Genomic DNA, 24,503 nt, shown 5'->3' with positions numbered 1-24,503 from the left:
AAGTAAATGATGCTGCGCTGTGCTTTCTGAGTCTTAAAGTGACTTGGGTATAAAACAAAAAGAGCCTGCAATTGGCAGGCTCCTATCTTAGTCACTCAGATGTGACGAGTATTACGCTGTTTCTGATACGGCTTGTGGTTTCTCTTCGTCAGCCAGTTCAGTTTCACCTTTACCCTTAGAGGTTTTGATAACGTAACCTGTCACAGCTAGGGCAAACACAATACCTACGATAGTTGATAGTTGCATTGGCAGACCAAAACCTAGCGAGCTGTTGTTTAAGATGAACGTGACACATACCGTGGTCATGAAGATAGCTGGGATAGTGGTAATCCAGTGCAGCTTGTTGTGACGCAGTAGGTAAGCGGACGCAGTCCAAAGCATCATTACCGCTGTTGTTTGGTTTGCAAAACCGAAGTAGCGCCAGATAATGCCGAAGTCTACTTGAGTTAAGATACCGCCGATAACGAACAGTGGAAGTGCCATCAGTAGACGGTTACGTAGCGTTTTTTGTTCCATGTTGAAGTATTCAGCAAGGATCAAGCGGCTTGAACGGAACGCTGTATCGCCAGACGTAATTGGTAGGATAACCACCCCCAGGAACGCAAGGATACCACCGAACACACCTAGCAGACCAAATGATGCGCTGTATACCACGTTACCAGGACCACCGTTTTTCACAGCTTCTGATAGAGCGTCTAGAGAGCCGAAGAAAGACAGAGCGATAGCACACCAAATTAGCGCGATAACACCTTCACCAATCATTGCACCGTAGAATACGAAGCGACCGTTTTTCTCATTTTCCATACAACGCGCCATCAGTGGAGACTGAGTTGCGTGGAAGCCAGATATAGCGCCACATGCGATAGTGATGAACAATGCAGGCCATAACGGCATGTCATTTGGGTTGAGGTTAGAGAACATGTCCGAAACTTGGAAGTCACCCATTACTGTGTGTTCGCTAGAGAAAGCAACGGCTGTCATTAGGCCAACAGACATAAAGATAAGTAGGGCGCCAAACAGTGGGTAGAAACGACCAATGATTTTATCGACAGGAACAATCGTCGCAATGATGTAGTAAGCAAAGATAGCAATAACCATCGTTGTCATGCTTACACTCAAGCTTGTTTGATCATTGATGAGGTTAGTAATCATGCCAGCAGGGGCTGAAACGAACACTACGCCAACTAGAAGCAATAGGACAATGGCAAAAATATTCATAAAGTGTTTTGCGCCATTACCTAGGTAGCGACCTGTAATGGTAGGTACAGATGCACCGCCGTTACGCACTGAAAGCATGCCTGAGAAGTAATCGTGTACTGCACCAGCAAAAATACAACCGACTACAATCCAAAGCATCGCCGCAGGACCGTATAGTGCCCCCATGATCGGGCCAAAAATTGGACCAACACCTGCGATGTTAAGTAGTTGAACTAGGTAAACTTTCTTTGTTGACATTGGAACGAAGTCAACACCGTCCGATTTGGTGTGAGCTGGCGTTTGGCGTTTTTCATTGATGCCGAAAATCTTCTCGACGAAAGCGCCGTAGATGAAGTATCCGCCGATTAGGGCTGCGACACAGGTTAGAAACCACATCATAGCAATTGTCCTTGGTCTTAGTTGGGTAGGGTAATTTTTTAATCTCAGGATGCATGTTATGCGTCACTTGTGTTAAATGCATTCGGTTAGTAGATGAGTGGTCGAATAGAGCACTGAGTGGTCGATATGCTGCTTGAGCGGTTTTTAAAAATGGCGAAAGGTTGATGACAGTCTTGAGCGGCTGATTTGAGTCATCAGTGGTTAAATCTGCAAGCTCAGCGGCAAGCGCCAATAATTAGTGGTAAGCTTATTTTTGAAAACAATTACTTAAGGAAGAACCATGAAAAAGGTAACGGTAGGTCTGGCACTGGCTTTACTTGCAGGATGCACAGCAACGACAGCAGATCTTGCCAAGTCGGGAGATTGGCATCAGATCGGATATCAAGATGGCATAACCGGACACACATCGCGCACGATGAGCGAGCTTCGTGAGTTGGGTAGTGTTAAGCAAAGTGACTACGACCAAGGTTATTTAGAAGGTTTACGTGAGTACTGTAATCCTGCTTTTGCGTATCAAATGGGGTTATCTGGTCAGTATTACGAAGGGGTTTGTGAAGGTACTGAGCAATCGCAAAAATTCCGCATGGAATGGCAACGTGGTTGGAATGAATACTCAAATTAATAGTCAATAAAGCCGTTGTTACACTGTCTGCATCACATAAATGTGGCAAAATCTTCCTTATTAAACTATGTTCATATTGCTTGATAGTGAGCACAGCAAAAAAAGGAATCACATTATGTCAACGCAAATGGCTGGTGGCTGGAGTCCATTTCATGAACTCACAGCAGAGAATAAAGAAGTATTTGCTAAAGGTATCGAGGGGTTTGTCGGTGTCAAATACTCCCCTTTGGTTGTGGCTACTCAAGTCGTAGCCGGACAAAACTATGCGTTTTTCTGTAATGCAGAAGTTGTCTACCCTGGAGCACAACCATACCCAGCAATGGTTCATATGTTCAGTGACCTTGAAGGTAAAGTCGGTATTACTCACATTGAACGATTGAACTACTAAATTAAGCCATAAAAGGCGCCTGACTTTTAAATAAGTGAGGCGCTTTATTGATTAAGATTGATTAGTTTGCGCGATCACGACTTTTCTTAAATATCCTTGCTTGGCGTTCAGTTGCTCAGTCGCGCTTTCTCTATCCAGCCCGGTTAAAATCATCAAAATCGCTAACTTGGCGTCGTAGTCCGTTTCTTTGAGCGCCGTTTTAGCCTCTTGGTTAGTACAATCTGTTGCTTGCATAACAATACGAGCCGCTCTTGCAACTAGCTTTGCATTCGTCGCTTTCACATCTACCATTAAGTTCTGATAACTTTTGCCCAGGCGAATCATGCTTGCGGTAGTGAGCATGTTTAGTACGAGTTTTTGTGCCGTCCCTGATTTTAAGCGAGTGGATCCCGTTAACGCTTCAGGTCCAACAACGGGGCTAATCGCAATATCAGCGATATCTGCAATCGGAGAGTCAGGGTTACAAGATAGTGCTACAGTGGTGGCACCAAGCTCGTTCGCATACTCTAAGCCACCAATCACGTAAGGTGTTCGTCCACTTGCCGCAATACCAACGACGACATCGCGTTGTGTTAGCGTATTCTCTTTAAGATCTTGCTCGCCTAATGTAGGGTCGTCCTCCGCCCCTTCTTTTGCACGGAACATTGCCTCTTTTCCACCGGCAATAATACCAACGACCATCTCTGGATCTGTGCCAAAAGTTGGTGGGCATTCTGAAGCGTCCAAAACGCCAAGTCGACCACTGGTACCCGCACCGATGTAAAACAACCGACCTCCGACCTTAAATGCTTTCGTGATCTTATCAACGGCTTCAGCGATCTCAGGCAATACTTTTTCAACGGCAAGAGGAACGAGTTTGTCCTGTTGGTTGATGCGTTGAACAATATCGAGAGAAGGCAGCAAGTCGATGTCCATGGTGTCTGGATTTCGCCCTTCAGATACCAGATGGGATAAAGCTGCGATAAGTGCATCGTTCGTCATAATGAATTAAGCCTTTTTGTTTAGGATCTATTGCCCTTAATTTTTTGAATAGAGTACACCCAGTGAAGCGAGACGACTTGCCCCCGTAACTTCCGGTAAGTTGCTAGGGAGGCCGTGAATATGGCGCTGCGCAAGCCAAGCAAACGCCATTGCTTCCATGTAGTCGCCATCAACACCTTTTTCTGCCGTTGTCGCAACGCTCCATTGTGGCAATAACTTGGCCAGTCGTTGCATCAAAAGCGGGTTTCTTGCTCCACCGCCACAGACCAATAGTTGAGGTGTGATGCCATGAGAAAACTTGTCGACTTCGTTGGCAATGGTAATTGCAGAATACTCGCAAAGTGTACGTTGTACGTCTTCGATTGGTAAATTGTGATGGGCCAGTTGTAGATGCAGCCAGTCAATATTGAACAGTTCTCGCCCGGTACTTTTAGGGGCAGGCATGGCGAGGTAAGCTTCTTTGAGTAATTGAGTCAACAAAGTAGCGTTTACCGTTCCTTTAAGTGCAAATTGTGCATCTTCGTCGAAGCTTTGCCCAGTATGCAGCGCACACCATGCGTCCATCAACATATTGCCCGGGCCTGTGTCATAGCCAATGACTGGTTGTTCTGGATGCAGTACCGAGATATTGGCAATGCCTCCAATGTTAAGTACCACAGTTGTGGAATCCTGCATCGCAAAAATGCTTTTATGGAAAGCAGGGACGAGTGGGGCACCTTGTCCACCTAGCGCCATGTCTTTACGACGAAAATCCGCTACCGTATCAATGCCTGTCTTGACCGCGATAATGTTGGCATCGCCCAATTGAGTGGTAAACGGCAAGTTTCCGGTAGGCTGATGGAACACTGTTTGACCGTGATTACCAATCGCACGAATTTGCTCTGCGACGTAACCAGACTTATTGAGCAGCTGTAACACGGCATCTGCAAATAGGTGGCCGAGCTGGTGGTCAAGTTCACCTATGGCTTTTAAATTTGTTGCTTGACCGGTACAAACAGATAACAGCATGTCTTTTAGTGCTGCGGGCATTGGGTAGTCGTCGTGCGCAATCAGGCGAACGTGCTCATCGCTTATTTCAACTAGAGCGGTATCAACACCATCCATACTCGTTCCAGACATCACACCAATGTACAGTTCGTTAAATTTCATAGCCGATCTCGTCAATTCTTCATTCACTTATTGTAAAGCAAATCTGAAGCGAATAACCTCATCGAATACGAGATATTCAGCCGATTTTGAGGAGAAAACATGGGACCGTTATGGGTTGACGTTGCGGGGTATGAACTGACCGCTGAAGACAAAGAAATCTTGGAGCATCCTACGGTTGGTGGCTTAATTCTATTTGCCCGCAACTATCATGATAGCGAACAGCTTCAAGCACTTACTCAATCCATCCGAAAGGCGGCTAAGCGCCCGTTTTTGATCGGTGTGGATCAAGAAGGCGGCCGAGTGCAGCGCTTTCGTGAAGGTTTCTCATTAATTCCTGCTGCTGATGAGTACGCTAAACATCAAAATGGTGAAGAGCTTGCTCGTATGGGCGGTTGGTTAATGGCAGCAGAGCTGATTGCCCATGATATTGATTTAAGCTTTGCCCCGGTACTTGACCAAGGCCATCAATGTAAAGCGATCGGTAACCGTGCATTCGGTGAAGATGCCGATACCATTCTTCGCTATAGCACTGCTTATATGCAAGGAATGAAGAGTGTTGGCATGGCAACGACAGGCAAGCACTTCCCTGGACATGGTGGCGTGATTGCAGACTCACATCTAGAAACACCATACGACGAGCGCAGTGATATTTTTGAACAAGATATGGCGATCTTCAAAGCGCAAATTGATGCCGGTATTTTAGATGCCATGATGCCTGCTCACGTGATTTTCCCACATTATGATGCTCAACCAGCCAGCGGTTCTGAATACTGGTTAAAACAGGTCCTGCGTCAGCAATTGGGTTTTAAAGGTTTGGTTTTTTCGGATGACTTGACCATGGAAGGCGCTGCGATTATGGGCTGCCCAGCCGAGCGAGGTGCTCAAGCATTGAGAGCTGGCTGCGATATGTTGTTAATGTGTAATAAACGAGAAGCGCACGTTGAAGTATTAGACAACTTACCGGTTTCAACCGTGCCACTCGCGGATGGATTACTGAAAAAACAGTCATTTTCTCCAAGCGAACTTAAGCTATCTCAAGAGTGGAAAGCGGTGAGTGAAGCGATGAAACGCTTGACTAGCTAAACCTCTTGTAAAAGATTCAAAACAGCGATGAGAAGCCAAAGTTAATTATGCTTTGGCTTTTTATTTAACTGTAAATTTTAGTTTACACTAAATGTTTTTTATTATGTACGCTTGTTTTTCTTTTTTAGCCTGTTATCTTGTCGTTAAAGCTTAGTTGTCTCACCAAGGGTTTGGTTGGGTGTAAAAATAAATATACAGGTTAGAGTTATGCAGAAAAGTGAGTTGAGCAATATTAATATTATCGAAGAACAGGTTCTTATTACTCCGGAGGAACTAAAAACCAAGCTTCCTTTGAGTGAAAAAGCACGTCGCTTTATTCAAGAGTCTCGTCAAACTATCGCTAATATTATTCACAAGAAGGATCACCGCCTGCTTGTTGTATGCGGTCCATGTTCTATCCACGACGTAGAAGCGGCGAAGGATTACGCAAAGCGCCTTAAAGCACTCTCTGAACAACTAAGTGACCAACTGTATATTGTTATGCGTGTTTACTTTGAGAAGCCGCGCACCACGGTCGGCTGGAAAGGCCTGATCAATGACCCACACCTAGACGGCAGTTTCGATATTGAACACGGTCTGCATGTTGGACGCGAACTTCTGGTGGAGTTGGCAGAGATGGAAATCCCGCTCGCGACTGAGGCTCTAGACCCAATTAGCCCACAATACTTGGCGGATACTTTTAGCTGGGCAGCCATCGGTGCTCGTACGACGGAGTCACAAACTCACCGTGAAATGGCAAGCGGCCTGTCTATGCCAATCGGTTTTAAGAATGGCACCGATGGCAGTTTGGCAACCGCAATTAACGCGATGCAAGCTGCGTCCTCTAGCCACCGTTTTATGGGAATTAACCGTGAGGGACAAGTCGCACTGTTGACCACCCAGGGCAATGCTAATGGACATGTGATCTTACGTGGCGGCAAGCAAACTAACTACGATTCGGTATCAGTCACTGAGTGTGAGCAAGAGATGGCGAAATCTGGTCTTGATGCTTCATTAATGGTGGATTGCAGTCACGCCAACTCACGTAAAGATTACCGTCGCCAGCCATTAGTCGCGGAGGATGTGATTCATCAAATCCGTGAAGGCAATAAATCTATTATCGGTCTTATGATTGAAAGCCATATCAATGAAGGAAATCAATCTTCTGACTTAGCTCTTGAAGAGATGAAATACGGTGTATCTATCACTGACGCATGTATCAATTGGGATTCAACTGAGGCACTATTACGTCATGCACATGAAGAGCTAGTGCCTTTCTTAGAAAATCGTCTAAAGGCTAATTAATACAGGATTTAAGGAACATCAATGGCAGTTGAACTTAACGCATTACGCGATCAGATTGATGCAGTCGACAAGCAAATGTTGGAGCTATTGGCTCAGCGTTTAGCGCTCGTAGAGAAAGTTGGGGAAGTAAAAAGCGAACATGGTTTGCCAATTTATGCTCCAGACCGCGAAGCGGCGATGTTAGCTTCTCGTCGCGCTGAAGCTGAAAAAATGGGAATTCCTCCACAGCTTATTGAAGATATTCTGCGTCGAACAATGCGTGAATCTTATGCCAGCGAGAAAGATTCCGGTTTTAAGTGTTTGAACCCTGATTTACGCTCAGTTGTTATTATTGGTGGTAATGGTCAATTGGGTGGCCTGTTTGGGCGTATGTTCAAATTGTCGGGCTACCGGGTCAAAGTTCTCGGCAGTAAAGACTGGGATCATGCGGATGAGATTCTAGACAACGCGGGTTTAGTCGTGGTCACGGTGCCGATCCATCTAACGGAAGGGGTGATCGAAAAACTGGGGAACTTGCCGCAAGACTGCATTCTGTGTGACCTGACTTCTATCAAGTCGAAGCCTCTGCAAGCAATGTTGAATGTGCACCAAGGTCCTGTAGTTGGTTTACACCCAATGTTTGGCCCAGATGTTCCGAGCCTTGCCAAGCAGGTTATTGTGTACTGTGATGGTCGTGGTCACGAGCATTACCAATGGCTATTGCAACAGTTTGGAATTTGGGGCGCAAGCTTGTGCCAAATCGATGCACAAGAGCACGATCATGGCATGACGTTGATTCAGGCGTTGCGCCACTTCACGTCGTTTGCTTACGGTATGCACCTAAGCAAAGAGAACCCGAACATCGATCAGTTGTTGAAGTTAAGCTCGCCAATCTACCGCCTTGAATTGGCGATGGTGGGACGACTGTTTGGTCAGGATCCGAACTTGTACGGTGATATCATTTTCTCTTCTCAAGAGAATATCGATATGATCAAGCGATTCCATCAGCGTTTAGGTGATGCGGTAGCGATTCTGGATAGCAGAGACAAAGCGCGATTCATCGAAAGCTTTAAGCAGGTGAGTGATTGGTTTGGTACTTATTCTCAACAATTTATGAATGAGAGCCAAAACTTACTCAAACAGGCGAATGATAATATTCATCGCGGCTAATCACGGGTTATTTAGCCGTGCAGAGTCCGAAACAAAAAGAGCAGCGTAAGCTGCTCTTTTTCGTGTTGATGAACAAATCAGTTCGTCGCAGTATTACTCGTATCTTCGCTTGATACTGTGTTGATACTGGTATCGCGATAGGGTGAATTGGTTAAATTGACTTGCAGGCGTACAACGTTATCAATCAATTGAACCAAAGGTCCCCATTTCACTTTTTTCTCTTTTTCAAAGACGTCATTGAAGTTTTCTGGCGTCCACTCCATTAAGTATTGAGGGTTGAGTGCTCGTCCGAGGAAGCGTACTTCATAGTGCAAGTGTGGCCCTGTGGAGTTGCCAGAGTTACCGCATTGAGCAATGATGTCGCCTTTACTAACAAACTGACCGCTTTTCACTTTGAAGCGTTGTAGATGAGCAAAGGAGCTCATAAAGCCAAATGAGTGACGAATGGTGACATAGTTACCATAACCACGATTGCTCGGGCGAACGGTTTCCACCACACCGTCAGCCGGTGCCAGGATCTCTTCTCCTCTTTTACAAGTCAGATCGATACCAGTATGAACATGCCTCTTACCTGAAATCGGATTAATACGACTGCCGTAAGAAGAAGAAATACGTTGGTATGTGACTGGGCTGTCATTTGGTATCAAACGGAACATCGTCGCTCGAACAGCAGAATCGATAGCGGCTGCGTCAATTCGCTCCTCTAACCCCATGCTGTTCTCATCGATCATCAACTCTTCGTCTGCGAGACCTAAAACCGATTCAACGTCGAATACCCGTTTGCCCAATAGCTGAATTTGATTGTTTTTGTCCGTCAAAGACTGGGAAAGCGAATGATTGGTATCAAGCTGTTCTTCGTAAAGAGCCGTCACTTCGGCCTTTTCACTTTCCAGTTTGGCGATGATTTGTGTTAGTTCGTCTTTATTGTGCATCTGCTGCTGATTAAGGTACCACGCGCCACCAACGACGGCGGGTAATGCCAATACTGAAGCAAATACTGCTAGGACCGAACTGCGGCCCAAATAGAACTGCTGATCGCCGTCTTTCGTCGGGATCTGCATGATGATTTTTTTAGACATAGTTATTGTTACTTAAATAGGCGTTCATTTATTTTTCTCCTAAAAACCAGAGAGGTGCTCTAACTCTCGATTCAGAAGGTCGTTATTGCCTACATTCAATTCTATAAATCGTTTTAGTTGGCTAATGCTTTCGATGTCTACCTTAGCGATCTTCAACCTAATCTCACACTTAGAGACATTCACAATTTGCGCTTTTAACGTAATCACTTGTTCGGATTGATCAAATGAAAAAGTCACATGGACCGGAAGGGTTGGATCCAAAGCCTCAGTCTCTTCCACTTTCATGAGTAAACCATGCAAGGAAAGATCTTGAATCCTAGCTTCAATTGCCAAGTCACGTTGTTCTATCTTAGCTGGAGCTTGATGGAGAATACGTGAAAAGCGTCGTCTCTCTGTCATATGAATATTCTCGTCAGGTCGTCAAACAGAATTGAATAGTATATCAATACGAACAAAAAGTGTTCGATTGTTGTTTGAAAAGTGTCGAGGTCGCTACAGAGTGACGTAAGTGCAATGTCATGTTCTTAACGAACGAGACGGGCTAATGAGCTCTTTTTATAACAAAGAAAACAAAGGCCGCTATGATAGCGGCCTTTGTACAAATTACAATCAAACTTTGTGGGTTGCGATTACTTCGCAATACGCTTGTATTTGATACGGTGTGGTTCTGCGGCTTCAGGACCCAATGTTTTCTTCAACCAATCCATGTACTCTGTGTAGTTACCTTCGTAGAAGTTAACTTGGCCTTCGTCACGGTAGTCAATGATGTGGGTCGCGATACGGTCAAGGAACCAACGGTCGTGCGAGATAACCATTGCACAACCAGGGAACTCTAGTAATGCTTCTTCTAGAGCACGCAGTGTTTCAACGTCAAGGTCGTTGGTTGGTTCGTCGAGTAGCAACACGTTGCCGCCCGCTTTAAGCAGCTTCGCAAGGTGGACACGGTTACGCTCACCACCCGATAGTTCACCAATAATCTTTTGTTGGTCACTGCCTTTAAAGTTAAAGCGTGAACAGTATGCACGAGCTGGGATTTCGAAGTTGTTGATCTTAATGATATCAGCACCTTCAGAGATCTCTTGGAATACGGTTTTAGAATCGTCCATGCTGTCACGGAACTGATCGACCGATGCTAGTTTTACTGTATCGCCCATCTCAATTGTGCCCGAGTCTGGTTGTTCAGTACCACTTAACATCTTGAATAGCGTCGATTTACCTGCGCCGTTCGCACCGATGATACCAACAATCGCACCTTTAGGGATGCTGAATGACAGGTCATCAATCAGAACACGACCGTCAAATGACTTAGTCAGGTTCTTCACTTCAATAACCTTATCACCTAGACGCTCACCAGGTGGGATAAACAGTTCATTGGTTTCATTACGTTTTTGGTGATCAGAGCTTTGCAGTTCTTCAAAGCGAGCCATACGTGCTTTTGACTTCGCTTGACGACCTTTAGGGTTTTTACGTACCCACTCAAGCTCTTTCTCGATAGTCTTTTGGCGAGCACTCTCTTGGGAGGCTTCTTGTTGTAGACGAGCGTCTTTTTGCTCCAGCCATGAGGTGTAGTTGCCTTCCCATGGGATACCTTCACCACGGTCCAGTTCTAAGATCCAGCCCGCAGCGTTATCTAGGAAGTAACGGTCGTGGGTGATGGCTACTACGGTACCTGTGTAATCCACTAAGAAGCGCTCTAGCCAAGCCACTGATTCTGCATCTAGGTGGTTGGTAGGTTCATCAAGCAGTAGCATGTCTGGCTTAGAAAGTAGCAAGCGACAAATAGCCACACGGCGGCGTTCACCACCTGATAGGTGCGCAATTTTTTGGTCCCATTCAGGTAAACGTAGTGCGTTTGCTGCACGCTCAAGCGCATTTTCTAGGTTGTGGCCATCTTTCGCTTGGATAAGGGCTTCTAGCTCGCCTTGCTCTTTTGCAAGTGCGTCGAAGTCTGCATCTGGTTCAGCGTATGCTGCGTAGACTGCGTCCAAACGTTTCAGAGCGTCAGCAACGTCAGCAACCGCTTCTTCAACAACTTCACGAACGGTTTTTGATTCGTCTAATACTGGTTCCTGAGGTAGGTAACCTACGTTTAGACCAGGTTGTGGACGCGCTTCACCGTCGATATCCGTGTCGATACCTGCCATGATACGTAGCAGTGTGGATTTACCTGCACCGTTCAGACCTAAAACACCGATTTTCGCACCAGGGAAGAAGCTCAGAGAGATGTCTTTAAGAATTTGACGCTTAGGTGGCACAATTTTGCTCACCCGCGACATGGTATATACGTATTCAGCCATTGCCGATCGTTCCTAAATTAACTGTCATTCAAACCCATCATTTTATACCAAGTGCTTTGTTTTTGTTACCGCATTGCAAGAATTTCCCTAACGAATGGATTTCTTATTTTGAGCTGACCGGAAACTTACACGGTTAGGGTATACACTTTTGTTATTCGTTAAGAATGACGAAGTGTTTTCTATGCGAGTTAGAAACGCTTTGTCTCCATCGTCTTAAAAGTTTGACGAGTACAATTTTTAATACACTAAGTTGCTTTACATGGACATCTGCATTCTGTGTAAATAGATGCATGTGTGAAAATTGCCTTAACATCACATGAACTCTAACAAAACTAGGCTTTAGGGCAGTATATGTCTGGGGAAAATGACACAAATGAGATTCAACGTATCTGAATTGGCTAAAAACGTATGCTGCGCCGCCGCGTTGTGTGCTATGAGTTTGAGTGCTAATGCCGCGCTGAGTTTGGAAAAGCAGCGCGAAGTATATGAGCAAGCTCAAGATTTATTAGATAAAAATGACATCGACGGATACCTTTCGATTCGTCCTAAAATTTCTGACTATCCACTAACGCCTTATGTGGATTACCGCACTTTTATTAGACAGTTACCGGAAAAGTCACCACAACAGGTGAACGAGTTTATTTCTGAGCACGAGTCTTTTCCATTTTCTCGTCGAGTTCGCGCTCCATACCTCAATCATCTTTATAAGCAAAAAGATTGGAAAACCATTACTGAGTTTCAAAAAGTCATTCCTAGTGGTGAGCGTTACCAATGTATTTTCTACGTCGCTCAATTAAAGCAAGGCAAGAAAGTCGCGGCGTTTAAAGGGGCTGAACATATGTGGTTACGTGGCATCAGCATTGCTGATGAGTGTGACCCATTATTTGAAGCATGGGACAAGGCGGGTGAGCGTACCGATGAACTGATTCTACAGCGTATGTTACTGGCGTTTGATGCTCGTAATGGCGGTTTGATGAGTTACTTGCTCAAACTGCCTAAATCAGCGCAGGCAAAGCAACAAGCCAAAGAAATGAAAGCGTTGTTTGATAATCCTTCAAGTGTTGCGGAATTCGCGAAGAAAAAACCTGCGAATGATTTTAATCGAGCGCAAAGTGAATATGCGTTAGAAAAGTTGGCTCGCATGAACACTAGCCAAGCACAAGGTGCGTACGATGCTGTCATTAAAGGACAGAAGTTTTCTCCAGAAAAAGCGCAAGAACTTGCCGACTATATTGCATTTCGATTGACTCGTACGGAGTCTGAGTCATTAGCTAAATGGCGCGATGATAAAACGAAAACCAGTCAGTACTTACCGTTGATTGAAACGCGCATCCGCTTAGCGATTCAAAATGCAGATTGGAAAGGCGTACAAGAGTGGATTGCTGTTCTAAATAAAGAAGAACAAGCCACGCTACGCTGGCAATATTGGCTTGGAAGAAGTGAAATAGCGTTAGGTGATGACATCGCGGGGAAACAGCGTTTAGCAACTCTGCTTGGGCAACGAAACTTCTACAGTGTGGCTGCCGCCAATGCAATCGGGCAATCAATCAAATACCCAACGCATACGGTTAAGTTGGATAAGAAAGTTGTTCAACCCTATCAAGACTCGTTAGCTCGTATCGAAGAGTTGATCGCGACGGATAAAATCGCAGCAGCGAAGAGTGAATGGGCACACTTACTGCGCCGCGTAGGGAAAGATGAAAAGGCGATGTTGGCGGCTTATGCATCATTTAAACGTTGGCATAACCTAACGGTGACCGCGAGTATTCAAGCGCAAATGTGGGATAATATCGAACTTAGGTTCCCAATAGCACACCGCTGGTGGTTTAACTTTTATGCGAAAAAGCACAACATTGATCCCGTCACGATGATGTCTCTCGCTCGACAGGAAAGTGCGTTAGATGTTGAAGCCCGCTCTCCAGTTGGCGCTCGTGGTCTTATGCAGATCATGCCTGCGACGGCGAAGTACACGGCACGTAAATATAAGTTGAGTTATCAAGGTACGCAGGATCTCTACAATGTAGGAAAAAATATCGAAATTGGTAGCCATTATTTGCAAGGTTTATTAGAGGATTACGATAATAATCGTATTTTTGCTCTTGCTGCTTATAATGCAGGTCCTAACAGAGTAAAAACGTGGCGAGAGCGTACCCAAGGAAAAGTGGATGCTTATGCCTTTATTGAGGCAATTCCATTTAAAGAGACGCGCGGTTATGTGCAAAACATCTTGATGTTTGAAACATACTATCGTGATCTTTTGGGTATCGATGGCGCGTTCTTGAATCAACATGAGATCAATACCAAGTATTGAGTGAGGTAACTTGATGTCGCACGAACCCGAGTACAAAGACTGGCAACAGATTATTGAGCTAATTCGAACAAGTATGGGCACCCAGCAAGATGACATGCTGTTAACTATGCTGATGTCACGTGATGAGAGAGAGTCATTAATATCACGCGTTAATATAATTAACGAACTTCTTAAAGGAGAATTATCTCAACGTCAGATCAGTCAGATGCTTGGTGTGGGCATTGCCACCATTACTCGAGGCTCTAACGAACTAAAGTCGAAATCTGATGAAGAAAAAGACAAGTTGAAAGTCTTGTTAGAACAAGTTGCGGTATCTAAGTAGACAGTATATCCAATTTGCTTTTAGGCCTTGGTGTTACAATTGACTAAGATAACGTATTGCAAAGGGCGGAAATATCCGCCCTTTTGCGTATCTAGAGAATAGGCTGAGTGTTATAAATTTGAAGGAAAGTGCTCAGGGTTTGTGAATGGAATTAAAGCCAGAATCAAGGCTTGGTGATAGACCGAGCTTCGAGTTAGCTGGTTTTGGGTTAGCAGGCTAATAGCGCCACCTTTCTGTTTGATATTATCAGTACCAAACACTTCGTCCATTACATCTCCCAATTCATTCGCATCCTTGAGTTTTTCCAAGACTTTTGGCGGCAACATTAAGCTTGCAGAACGAGATTCACCGCGGTGAGTCTCTGACTCAACCACCATCCAAGCAAACGTCACGTTTGCTTCAATTCCCGCTTCGAGACCGACATAGTAATCCGCGTTTGGCATCTCTACTTTTGCGTTTTTAACGCGGTTTAGCGCACCACGATGAGTTTCTTCATTCGTCATGGGCTGATCTGCAACCTCACTCGGTACACTGATGCCAACGAAGTTGAATTCTTGATGCGGAAATGCATTACGAAATGCACTTTGAACTGCATTAATTTTGGCTGGGTTTAGCGATGCGATTACAACTTTTTGGGTTGCCATGATCTTTTTTCTCACTGGTGTCTATTAACTCAATTTTACTTGCGTAGGCTTTACGTTCTCACTCGGGTAACAGCCTAATACTTTCAAGTGCTTAGTGATTTTTGTTAGCTCTTCAAGTGCCTGTTGCATTTCTGTCGAAGCAAGATGTGATGTCAAGTCTACGTAGAACATCTCCTCCCACGGGTTCCCCATAATTGGGCGTGATTCTAGCTTGGTCATATTGATGCCGTAACGTTGCAGCACTAATAGTGTTTCAACCAATGAACCTGCCTCTTGGGAGGTCGACATGATCAATGTGGTTTTTGCTGGAATCTGAGTAGAAACTTCAACCGGTTTACGAGCAACCACGATAAAGCGAGTATGGTTTTCGGTTTGGTTTGCGATGTTGCCTTGAATTGCTTGCAAGCCATATAGCTTACCGCTTGATGCATTACCAATTGCAGCCACATCATCACGATCCATCTCTTGGACTTTCTGCATTGCATCTGCTGTGCTCGCGCAGGACTCCAGCTTTACCCCTTTCATACGGCTTAAAAACTCACTGCACTGTTGGTGTGGCTGAGGGTGAGAATACAGCGTTTTAATATCTTCCAGACGAATGTCTTTTTTCGCAACCAAGCAGTGTTCGATTGGTTGAGTCAGCTCTCCAACGATGTAAAGCGTCGTGTGTTGTAGTAAGTCATACACTTCATTAATAGAGCCTGAGCTGGTGTTTTCGATTGGCAGAACGCCATAATCAGCATGGCCAGATTCAACCGTTTGAGTCACTTCTTTAAAGTGCTCGCAGTTGAGCTCGATAAGCTCTGTATTTTTACGACTGAAGTATTCGCGACTTGCCAAGTGCGAATAAGAGCCTTTGGCTCCTAAAAAAGCGACGCGAGCAAGTGGCTTACGGCTTTGCTGTGGGTTAACGAGATTTTGCAGATAACTTTGTTGAAGCAGAACTGAGTCTTCAATGATGGTATGGAAAAGTTTAGTGATGTACTGCGCGTCAAGTTCGTATTTATCTTGGCCATTAGAAATCAGCTTGACCAATAATTGCTGTTCACGGACGGCGTCGCGAACAGGCTTTGAGGTTTGTACTTTGTTTTTGGCTACTTCAATGCTGAGTTTACGGCGCTCAGACAATAAGCTGAGAAGTTGGTCATCCAACTCATTCAAGCGTAAACGAATTTCTTCGAGGGAAATAGGTTGGTCAGTCATCAATTCTTTCCTTATAAAAAAGCCTCCCGATTTGGGAGGCTTTCTGTTTGTTTTTGACTTTTCTTTCACAAACGAGTTCGCCCCTCCAACTATGGGAGGAAAAAGAAGTCAAAAATAAACAGTGAGGTTAAATGCATAAATAGTGCTTAATTTATGAGTGTTTAAACACAATAAGCAAGGCAGGGGAGAGCGTCAAGCAAAAAAATAGCGCCTTTCGGCGCTATTTCCTCAATCTGTTCAGTTTACTCTTCTTCTTCCACTAGCTCAGGCTTACTTGCACGTCGAGCTTCAGGTTTGTGGGTCAGCTTGTTCAATTGTCGTTCTAGTTTTTGCTCCACTTCGTTGATAGCTGCGTAAAGATCTTCGTGAGTTGCTGAGGCAATGAGCTGGCCTTTAGGAACTTTGATAACCGCTTCGAATTTCTTCTGTTTGTTTGGTTCCTCACTGAAAGTTGCTTGGCAACCAATTAGGTCTACTTGCCATTTCTCCAGTTTTTTAAATTTGCTCTCAATATGAGCTCGGATTGCAGAGGTGATTTCGATGTTTTTGCCAGTGATATTCATTGTCATAAGTGCTTTTCCTCTGTTGCATCCCTCATGGGTTGAGTTCAGATTACCGCTTTAAGCATAAAAATATGTGATTCAGATCATCATTTTGCTCGGGTTTTTTATGATGAAAAATGAATGTGATCTCACTCAAGAACTTCTGAGATTTATCGTGAAATTGCTTGTTATCGGTTAGTAAATCCGTAGATTGGATAGAGTACTCAGCTGAAAACGGCCTCGTTTTTAGGGAAGTTTTACGGCCTAATATTTGAGGTGGTTAAAATTTAACTACACGTAAGGTGTGATGACGATCACTGAGTCTTTCCAATGAATCCATTTAAAAAGCCGCTTACTGTACAAGCGGCTTTTTACTGTCTGGCATTTGGCTGACTTTTCGTAGCGGTATCATGAAAATGGGGTCTTTTGGGGCTAGTGAAACCCTTTCTAGACTTTTGACTTGGTCCAAGCTTTCTAGTTGTTTGTATATTATGTAGTAGCGATTAATGCTTGTGACGTACCCAACCGTTGAGCTTAAACTTTTCCGCATAACGACTTCCACGTTATTAAACCAAACATTAGGATCGTAACCTTGTTGGGCTGCACGCTTACGAATACGCTCTACATTGCCGGGGCCCGCATTGTAAGCCGCCAATGTAAAGTAGAGTTTATTTTGTGCAGTGATATCAGGATCACTGAAGTACTGCTTACGCAAAAAGGCTAAGTATTTCACTCCAGCATGAATGTTGTTTTCTAATTGTCGAACATTTTTGATATTGATATTCGGATCTTGAGCGGTGCTGGGTAGGACTTGCATTATGCCAACGGCACCTCGGCTTCCAACTAGGTCGTTATTAAATCCTGATTCCTTGTAAGCGATTGCAGCGACCAGTAAATAGTCGATATCGTATTTCTCACCATAGCGTGAAAATAGCGCCGCGAGTTTTTCTAGTTGAGCAATTTTCTTAGGGTTAAGAGCTCTGTTCAACCATCCCGTGTTATCGATGTATTTACCGTAAATAACGTTACCGAGTAGTGTCCCAGAGCGAGACTTCTGGATGAACTTATTCACGACGGCTTTTAATTTGGGACTATTTTCTCGCATTGCCCAAGCAATTTTGCCATTTTTGCGGATAGGGATTTTTTTATGGACCCGAATATCATCCATCACTTTCAGCCAAAGCTTGGCTTTATGGCTATCGAGAACAATGGCTCTGACGTAACCATTGTTGAGCATTCCGACCAGCTCATAATCTTGAAGTGTTTCTTCAATAAAGTGCACGATAACAGGCGGTAAGCCTTTTTTGTTTAGTTTCTTATTTAGTGTCTGAATGCTTTCAAAGTAGCTAGAGCTGGCGCGCACCCAAATCTCTTTGCCGCTCAATTGTTCGATTTTCGTCATCGTTGGTGTGCTTTTGTTTGTCACTACCCACTCTTGAATGTCAGTGAGAATGGGTGAACTGAACTCCACTTTCTGTTTGCGCGTGTCGGTAATAGTCAGGTTGGCGACAACTAAGTCACCTGAACCGTTTTCTAAGGCTGGCAGTAGCTGGTCGCGGGCAACAGGAATAATTTGTACGTTAAGCTTTGGTTTGAGTTTACGAAGGTCTTTTTCGAAATGTGCCAGCAATTCCGCGCCTATGCCTTTTGGTGTGCCGCCCTCAATGTAGTAAAAACCTAAATCAGCAGAAACTAAGACGCGCAGTACATTCTTCTCCTTGATGACATCGAGGTCCCCAGTATAAGGAGGCTGTTTGAGCGGCGAGATTTGCAGTGCGCAAACGGAAGCAGACAATAGGAGCAGCATAACTGCGCAAAGCTTAGATATCGTCACGTTCACATCCTTTTTATAAAGGGGGAGGAGAACTTTAAGCATATGTGGAGCTAGGAAGATCATCAAGCAAGGGCTGAATACACTATTGAGAGTAATAAAAAACCGCCACGGTAAAAACGGTGGCGGTTCAGTTTAAAGCAAGTTCAATTACTTCACAGGGTTGAGCTCGATAAGCTTTTCAGTTCTTGCTACGGCGTCTTCCAAACCAAGTTGCTTGTAGGCCTCTAGCTGGATAGTCAGTGACTTACGTGCAGCTTCTGTGTCTGGATACGCTTTTTGTAGCTCTTGGCTGCGATTAATAGCAGCGACCCAAGCTTCACGGCGAAGGTAGAAGTCAGCAGTCGCTAAATCATAGTTCGCTAGACGGTTTTTCAGCGCGACCATACGTTTTTGTGAATCTTCTGCATATGGGCTATTCGGGTAGCGTTGAAGTAGTTTTTTGAAGTCATCAAACGCTTTTTTTACCGGTTCAGGATCGCGATCGCTTCGATCTACGCTGAATAAATCATGCATAAAGTTACGATCTTGCGCCATGTGGCTTAGACCTCGCATGTACAGCACCCAATCCATCTTTTCATGGGTTGGGTTTAAACGCATAAAGCGAGAAATGGTTGCCAAGCCCAAAGCAAGGTCGTCGTTTTTGTAGTACGCATAGATTAGGTCAAGCTGCACCTGTTCTGAGTAGGCACCGAATGGGTAACGTGAGTCTAATGCTTCCAGTTTCTCAATTGCAGAAAGCCAATTACCACTTTGAAGAGAAATCTGTGCGTCTGCATACAGTTCCGAAGGCGGCACATCAGGAACGATTTCTTCTTTGCTTGCACATCCAAACAGAAGGGATACCGCTAAAAGGCCTGTTAAAGTCTGACGTTTCATATCAGGAGTCTGTTCCTTGAATCTAAATATTTCTTAAGCTGCCGTTACTTTCTTTCCAGTAACAGATACAATGACGTAATAGTCTATTTTTTCACAGTCGTGAGCATTAGTCTCACAGTTTTTAAAAAAGTTCGATATGGCTCAGCAGATTGTATTAACAAATACCGTAAAAGATAGCCAGTTAGGTCAACGTTTAGACCAAGCTATCGCCGAATTATTCGCGGACTTCTCTCGCTCGCGCCTAAAAGAGTGGCTGCTTGATGGGAAAGTTCAAGTTGATGGTGAAGTTGTCACTAAACCTCGTACCAAAGTAATGGGTGGCGAGGAAATTACATTGCAAGCCGAGTTAGAAGATGAAGAACGCTGGGAAGCGCAAGATATCCCGCTAGATATCGTCTATGAAGATGAAGATATTATCGTTATCAACAAACCTCGTGACTTTGTGGTTCATCCGGGCGCTGGTACGCCTGATGGCACTGTACTTAATGCGTTGTTGCATCATTACCCTGATATTGCAGAAGTACCTCGTGCAGGTATCGTGCACCGTTTGGATAAAGACACCACGGGTTTGATGGTGGTGGCGAAAACCGTTCCTGCACAAACTCGTCTGGTTCGCGCACTGCAAAAACGTAATATTACTCGTGAGTACGAAGCGATCGCTATTGGTCGTATGACTGCGGGCGGTAAAGTGGATCAACCGATTGGTCGTCACTCTACTAAGCGCACGCTTATGGCGGTAGCACCAATGGGCAAACCAGCAGTAACGCACTACCGTGTTGCTGAACGCTTCCGCGAACACACGCGTATTCGCTTGCGTCTAGAAACGGGTCGTACGCACCAGATTCGTGTGCACATGTCTTACCTTCAGCATCCGTTGCTCGGTGATATTGCATATGGTGGACGTGCTCGCATCCCGACAGGTGCGTCTGAAGAGCTAACGGCAATGATCCGGGGCTTCGATCGCCAAGCATTGCACGCAGTAATGCTGCGCTTTGAGCACCCAATTACGGGCGAAGTTCTTGAGTTTCATGCTCCAGTGCCTGATGACATGGTTGTGATGACTGAAGCGCTTCGTCAAGATACAGAAGAGCACGGCTTACCGGAAGAATTCTAATATGAAGACGATCATTCCGAATTGGCCAGCGCCTAAAAATGTCAAAGCTTTCGCCTCAACACGCATAGGCGGATTTTCGACAGGCCCTTACCAAGGGCTAAATTTAGGTACTCACGTTGGGGATGATTTGTCTTTAGTAGAGAAGAACCGAGCTTGGTTGGCGCAACAGGCAAGCATGCCAAATGCGCCAATCTGGTTAAACCAAACGCATTCAACCGTTGTGGCTCAAGCAAATGAACCAACAACACAGGTGCTTGATGCGGATGGTGTATTTACTTCTTCAAGCCATGTTGTATGTTCAGCGATGACCGCCGACTGTTTACCTGTATTATTGACTAATACACAAGGTACGCAAGTAGCCGCTGTTCACGCAGGTTGGCGCGGCTTAGCAAATGGCATTGTCGAAAATGCGTTAGCGTTGTTTTCTGGTGAAGTGATAGCGTGGCTTGGCCCCGCCATTGGCCCTCAAGCCTTCGAAGTGGGTGAAGATGTTCTGCAAGCTTTTGTTGATTTTGATTCACAGGCGAATCAAGCATTTGCTCCACGCGATATCGACGGTAAATGGTTTGCTGACATGTCGGTGCTGGCAACGCAACGTTTAAACCGAGCTGGTGTGACACAAGTGTTTGATTCTGGACTTTGTACTTACCAAGATAAAGCCTCTTTTTACTCGTATCGCCGTGATGGTAAGACAGGTCGACAAGCAACCTTTATTTGGATCGAAGACTAGCTATAAGCACCAAAGTGCTAAGATGCATACTACTATTTTTGCAAAGCTATCTTTATTCATTCACTCCCTTGAAATTCCCCTCGTGAGTATCCATCTTTCTAACTGTCAAAAGAATTTCCTTTAGTTGAGGTTAGGAAGGTAGATATGCGTCTTGATCGATTCACAAGTAAGTTTCAAATCGCTATCTCTGATGCTCAATCACTAGCGTTAGGGCGCGATCATCAATATATCGAGCCAGTTCACCTCATGGTGGCTTTGCTTGATCAAAATGGCAGTCCAATTCGTCCATTGCTTACTATGCTGGATGTGGACGTAACGCATTTACGCTCTAAATTGAGTGAAATGTTAGATCGATTACCAAAAGTCAGTGGCATCGGTGGGGATGTTCAGCTCTCTAGCTCGATGGGCACATTGTTTAACCTGTGTGACAAAGTGGCGCAAAAGCGTCAAGACTCCTATATCTCGTCTGAAGTCTTCCTGCTTGCCGCTTTAGAAGATCGCGGACCGTTGGGGCAATTACTCAAAGAGCTCGGTTTAACAGAGCAAAAAGTCAGCCAGGCAATCGAAAAGATCAGAGGTGGTCAAAAGGTCAATGACCCGAATGCGGAAGAGCTTCGCCAAGCATTGGAAAAGTTCACCATAGACCTTACCGAACGTGCAGAGCAAGGTAAATTGGATCCTGTTATCGGCCGTGATGATGAAATCCGTCGTACTATCCAGGTATTGCAGCGTCGTACTAAAAACAACCCTGTGATTATCGGTGAACCAGGCGTAGGTAAGACAGCAATTGTTGAAGGCTTAGCGCAGCGCATAGTTAACAATGAAGTACCTGAAGGTCTGCGTGGTCGCCGTGTGCTATCACTGGATATGGGCGCACTGGTTGCTGGCGCGAAATACCGTGGGGAATTTGAAGAGCGTTTAAAATCAGTATTGAATGAACTTGCTAAAGAAGAAGGCAACGTCATCCTCTTCATTGATGAACTACACACTATGGTCGGTGCTGGTAAAGGTGAAGGCTCAATGGATGCGGGCAACATGCTAAAACCGGCATTAGCTCGTGGTGAGCTGCACTGTGTTGGCGCAACAACATTGGATGAATATCGTCAGTACATCGAAAAAGATGCAGCATTAGAACGTCGTTTCCAAAAAGTGCTGGTGGATGAGCCGACCGTTGAGGATACCGTGGCGATTTTACGTGGCTTGAAGGAGCGTTATGAGCTTCATCATCACGTCGAAATTACCGACCCAGCGATTGTTGCTGCGGCGAGTTTGTCACATCGCTATGTCTCCGACCGTCAGTTGCCGGATAAAGCGATTGACTTGATTGACGAAGCGGCTTCAAGCATTCGTTTACAAATTGACTCTAAGCCAGAGTCCTTGGATAAGCTTGAGCGTAAAATCATCCAACTCAAAATTGAGCAACAAGCACTAAGTAACGAGCACGATGAAGCGAGTGAAAAGCGTTTGAAAGCGCTTAATGAAGAACTCAATGAAAAAGAACGTGAGTACGCTGAACTAGAAGAGGTTTGGAATACAGAAAAAGCAGCTCTTTCTGGCACTCAACATATTAAGTCTGAGCTTGAACAAGCTCGTATGGACATGGAGTTTGCTCGCCGTGCTGGCGATCTAAACCGTATGTCGGAGCTTCAATATGGTCGTATTCCTGAACTTGAGAAGCAGTTAGATCTTGCAACCCAAGCTGAAATGCAGGAAATGACGCTATTGCGTAATAAAGTAACCGACAACGAGATTGCAGAAGTACTTTCTAAGCAAACCGGCATTCCGGTATCCAAGATGCTAGAAGCGGAAAAAGAGAAACTACTTCGTATGGAAGACGTGCTGCATAATCGTGTGGTAGGGCAAAGCGAAGCGGTCTCTGTTGTATCGAATGCCATTCGTCGTAGTCGAGCTGGGCTTTCTGATCCAAACCGACCAATTGGCTCCTTCTTATTCTTAGGTCCAACTGGTGTGGGTAAAACAGAGCTTTGTAAGACACTTGCGAGCTTTATGTTCGACAGTGAAGATGCGATGGTCCGTATCGATATGTCTGAGTTCATGGAGAAACACTCAGTGGCAAGGTTGGTTGGTGCTCCTCCAGGCTATGTCGGATATGAAGAGGGTGGTTACTTAACTGAAGCGGTTCGTCGCAAGCCGTATTCGGTAATTTTGTTAGACGAAGTAGAGAAAGCGCATCCGGATGTATTTAACATTCTGCTGCAAGTTCTCGATGATGGGCGTTTAACGGATGGTCAAGGTCGTACTGTTGACTTCCGTAATACGGTTGTGATCATGACATCTAACTTGGGTTCATCTCGTATCCAAGAGAATTTCGCAACATTAGACTATCAAGGTATCAAGAGTGAAGTGATGGATGTGGTTAGCAAACACTTCCGCCCAGAGTTCTTGAACCGTGTTGACGAAATCGTGGTGTTCCATCCACTTGGTCAAGAGCACATTAAGTCCATTGCTTCTATTCAATTGGAACGTTTGGCGAAACGACTAGAGGAGAAAGGCTATCAACTAGAAGTTTCCGACAAAGCACTCGACTTGATCGCTCAAGTTGGTTTCGATCCTGTGTATGGTGCGCGTCCTTTAAAACGTGCAATTCAGCAGAATGTCGAGAACCCGTTAGCCAAATCAATTCTTTCTGGTGAAATCGTTCCAGACAAGACAGTGCAGCTAATTGTTACTAATGACCAAATTTGTGCTCATCAATAATTGTATGGATACAGTAAAATTGAGATAAAAATCACACTAAAGGGGCCGTTTGGCCCCTTTTCTATAGTTTTTTAGAGTCTTTTGTCTGTTTTCTATACGAATAAACTAAAAAGGTGAGTTTTTTTAAAAAATGCACTTGTGTTCTTTAATGAACTCCCTATAATGCGCCTCCGTTGTCACGGGAAAGCAAGTGAAGTGGAACCTAAACAACTACGGTTAGTGAGTTAAAATTAACTCGCAGATAAATAACTTAAAAAAGTGTTTGACACGATAAGTTATCTAGCTAAAATAGCCGTCCACTTTGAAGAGAACTTCGAAGTGTGCTCTTTAAAAATATAGACCTATCAATCTGTGTGGGCACTCGTTGATGATAATCCAATTCGATACTTCGGTATCAAATTAGGTTTCAATGAAACGAAGTGACCATTGAATCTTCGGATTCAGCACAGTCAATTCAAACATTACTTTATGTAATGTTCAGTATTCATTGAGCCGAACAAAATCTTAAATTGAAGAGTTTGATCATGGCTCAGATTGAACGCTGGCGGCAGGCCTAACACATGCAAGTCGAGCGGAAACGA

At 44.7% G+C, this 24,503-nt stretch carries 21 protein-coding genes, 1 rRNA gene and 1 other annotated feature; of the genes, 11 read left to right on the top strand and 11 right to left on the bottom strand.

All coding sequences use genetic code 11. The features are described from left to right. Window positions 1-111: 111 nt before the first annotated feature. On the bottom strand, window positions 112-1,596 hold the full coding sequence (locus R7Q39_RS18035; protein ID WP_005381914.1) for a carbon starvation protein A: 1,485 nt from the start codon (window positions 1,594-1,596) through the stop codon (window positions 112-114). 280 nt (window positions 1,597-1,876) lie between these two features. Between R7Q39_RS18035 and R7Q39_RS18030 the strand changes: the two genes are divergently transcribed. Both R7Q39_RS18030 and R7Q39_RS18025 read left to right on the top strand, forming a co-directional pair. Beyond that, a complete protein-coding gene (locus tag R7Q39_RS18030; protein ID WP_225491972.1) occupies window positions 1,877-2,218 on the top strand; it encodes a DUF2799 domain-containing protein in 342 nt (113 codons plus the stop codon). A 115-nt stretch (window positions 2,219-2,333) separates the two neighbouring features. Then, window positions 2,334-2,606 (top strand): hypothetical protein, encoded by a 273-nt coding sequence (locus R7Q39_RS18025; RefSeq protein ID WP_005381911.1) that lies wholly within the window; start codon window positions 2,334-2,336, stop codon window positions 2,604-2,606. Window positions 2,607-2,657: 51 nt separating this feature from the next. On the opposite strand, the gene murQ is transcribed toward R7Q39_RS18025, so the two are convergent. After that, window positions 2,658-3,587: an N-acetylmuramic acid 6-phosphate etherase gene (gene murQ / locus R7Q39_RS18020; RefSeq protein ID WP_258663107.1), complete on the bottom strand. Its 930-nt coding sequence runs from the start codon at window positions 3,585-3,587 to the stop codon at window positions 2,658-2,660. 36 nt (window positions 3,588-3,623) lie between these two features. Continuing rightward, window positions 3,624-4,736 (bottom strand): anhydro-N-acetylmuramic acid kinase, encoded by a 1,113-nt coding sequence (locus R7Q39_RS18015; protein WP_158157247.1) that lies wholly within the window; start codon window positions 4,734-4,736, stop codon window positions 3,624-3,626. Window positions 4,737-4,835: 99 nt separating this feature from the next. Here R7Q39_RS18015 and nagZ point away from each other — a divergent pair, with 99 nt between their 5' ends. The 3 genes from nagZ to tyrA all read left to right on the top strand — a co-directional run bounded on the left by nagZ (window position 4,836) and on the right by tyrA (window position 8,252). After that, window positions 4,836-5,819 (top strand): beta-N-acetylhexosaminidase, encoded by a 984-nt coding sequence (nagZ, locus tag R7Q39_RS18010; protein ID WP_318076516.1) that lies wholly within the window; start codon window positions 4,836-4,838, stop codon window positions 5,817-5,819. Between the two features lie 207 nt (window positions 5,820-6,026). Further along, window positions 6,027-7,103 (top strand): 3-deoxy-7-phosphoheptulonate synthase, encoded by a 1,077-nt coding sequence (locus tag R7Q39_RS18005; protein WP_005381904.1) that lies wholly within the window; start codon window positions 6,027-6,029, stop codon window positions 7,101-7,103. 21 nt (window positions 7,104-7,124) lie between these two features. Next, window positions 7,125-8,252 carry a bifunctional chorismate mutase/prephenate dehydrogenase gene (gene tyrA, locus R7Q39_RS18000; RefSeq protein ID WP_005385935.1) on the top strand — a complete coding sequence of 376 codons (1,128 nt, stop codon included), beginning with the start codon at window positions 7,125-7,127 and terminating at the stop codon, window positions 8,250-8,252. A gap of 77 nt (window positions 8,253-8,329) precedes the next feature. Here the strand turns inward: tyrA and R7Q39_RS17995 are convergent, their stop codons facing one another. The 3 genes from R7Q39_RS17995 to ettA all read right to left on the bottom strand — a co-directional run bounded on the left by R7Q39_RS17995 (window position 8,330) and on the right by ettA (window position 11,628). Next, on the bottom strand, window positions 8,330-9,331 hold the full coding sequence (locus tag R7Q39_RS17995; protein WP_005381900.1) for a M23 family metallopeptidase: 1,002 nt from the start codon (window positions 9,329-9,331) through the stop codon (window positions 8,330-8,332). Window positions 9,332-9,370: 39 nt separating this feature from the next. Then, entirely contained in the window at window positions 9,371-9,730 is a 360-nt protein-coding gene (locus R7Q39_RS17990; RefSeq protein WP_031781006.1) for a PilZ domain-containing protein, read from the bottom strand. A 230-nt stretch (window positions 9,731-9,960) separates the two neighbouring features. Then, on the bottom strand, window positions 9,961-11,628 hold the full coding sequence (gene ettA, locus R7Q39_RS17985) for an energy-dependent translational throttle protein EttA (RefSeq protein ID WP_005381894.1): 1,668 nt from the start codon (window positions 11,626-11,628) through the stop codon (window positions 9,961-9,963). Between the two features lie 364 nt (window positions 11,629-11,992). Here ettA and sltY point away from each other — a divergent pair, with 364 nt between their 5' ends. Together sltY and trpR are read left to right on the top strand one after the other, a co-directional pair. Then, complete coding sequence (gene sltY / locus R7Q39_RS17980) at window positions 11,993-13,939, top strand: murein transglycosylase (protein WP_031777190.1); 1,947 nt, start codon at window positions 11,993-11,995, stop codon at window positions 13,937-13,939. Window positions 13,940-13,952: 13 nt separating this feature from the next. Continuing rightward, window positions 13,953-14,261, top strand: coding sequence for a trp operon repressor (gene trpR / locus R7Q39_RS17975; RefSeq protein WP_005381892.1), 309 nt, complete (start codon window positions 13,953-13,955; stop codon window positions 14,259-14,261). A gap of 110 nt (window positions 14,262-14,371) precedes the next feature. Here the strand turns inward: trpR and yjjX are convergent, their stop codons facing one another. The 5 genes from yjjX to bamD form a co-directional block, all read right to left on the bottom strand. After that, window positions 14,372-14,905, bottom strand: coding sequence for an inosine/xanthosine triphosphatase (gene yjjX / locus R7Q39_RS17970; protein WP_005381891.1), 534 nt, complete (start codon window positions 14,903-14,905; stop codon window positions 14,372-14,374). 24 nt (window positions 14,906-14,929) lie between these two features. Further along, on the bottom strand, window positions 14,930-16,108 hold the full coding sequence (pheA, locus tag R7Q39_RS17965) for a prephenate dehydratase (protein WP_318076515.1): 1,179 nt from the start codon (window positions 16,106-16,108) through the stop codon (window positions 14,930-14,932). Between the two features lie 12 nt (window positions 16,109-16,120). Next, window positions 16,121-16,242: a sequence feature (Phe leader region), on the bottom strand. 108 nt (window positions 16,243-16,350) lie between these two features. Beyond that, window positions 16,351-16,677, bottom strand: a complete 327-nt coding sequence (gene hpf / locus R7Q39_RS17960) for a ribosome hibernation-promoting factor, HPF/YfiA family (protein WP_005381889.1) — start codon at window positions 16,675-16,677, stop codon at window positions 16,351-16,353. A gap of 325 nt (window positions 16,678-17,002) precedes the next feature. Beyond that, a complete protein-coding gene (locus R7Q39_RS17955; RefSeq protein ID WP_017821955.1) occupies window positions 17,003-18,484 on the bottom strand; it encodes a lytic transglycosylase F in 1,482 nt (493 codons plus the stop codon). A gap of 147 nt (window positions 18,485-18,631) precedes the next feature. Next, window positions 18,632-19,360 carry an outer membrane protein assembly factor BamD gene (gene bamD / locus R7Q39_RS17950; protein WP_005381876.1) on the bottom strand — a complete coding sequence of 243 codons (729 nt, stop codon included), beginning with the start codon at window positions 19,358-19,360 and terminating at the stop codon, window positions 18,632-18,634. Between the two features lie 136 nt (window positions 19,361-19,496). On the opposite strand from bamD, the gene rluD reads away from it, so the two are divergent. The 4 genes from rluD to R7Q39_RS17930 all read left to right on the top strand — a co-directional run. Then, entirely contained in the window at window positions 19,497-20,474 is a 978-nt protein-coding gene (gene rluD / locus R7Q39_RS17945) for a 23S rRNA pseudouridine(1911/1915/1917) synthase RluD (protein WP_005381875.1), read from the top strand. A 1-nt stretch (window position 20,475) separates the two neighbouring features. Beyond that, window positions 20,476-21,204 (top strand): peptidoglycan editing factor PgeF, encoded by a 729-nt coding sequence (pgeF, locus tag R7Q39_RS17940; RefSeq protein WP_005381874.1) that lies wholly within the window; start codon window positions 20,476-20,478, stop codon window positions 21,202-21,204. A gap of 144 nt (window positions 21,205-21,348) precedes the next feature. Next, on the top strand, window positions 21,349-23,922 hold the full coding sequence (gene clpB / locus R7Q39_RS17935) for an ATP-dependent chaperone ClpB (protein ID WP_318076514.1): 2,574 nt from the start codon (window positions 21,349-21,351) through the stop codon (window positions 23,920-23,922). A gap of 506 nt (window positions 23,923-24,428) precedes the next feature. Continuing rightward, a 16S ribosomal RNA gene (locus R7Q39_RS17930) occupies window positions 24,429-24,503 on the top strand; the annotation flags it as partial.

The sequence above is a fragment of the Vibrio sp. 947 genome (assembly GCF_033339115.1).
GTDB lineage: Bacteria > Pseudomonadota > Gammaproteobacteria > Enterobacterales > Vibrionaceae > Vibrio > Vibrio alginolyticus.
The sequence above is the reverse complement of the archived record's forward strand: the minus strand, read 5'-3'. Positions and strand labels throughout refer to the sequence as shown.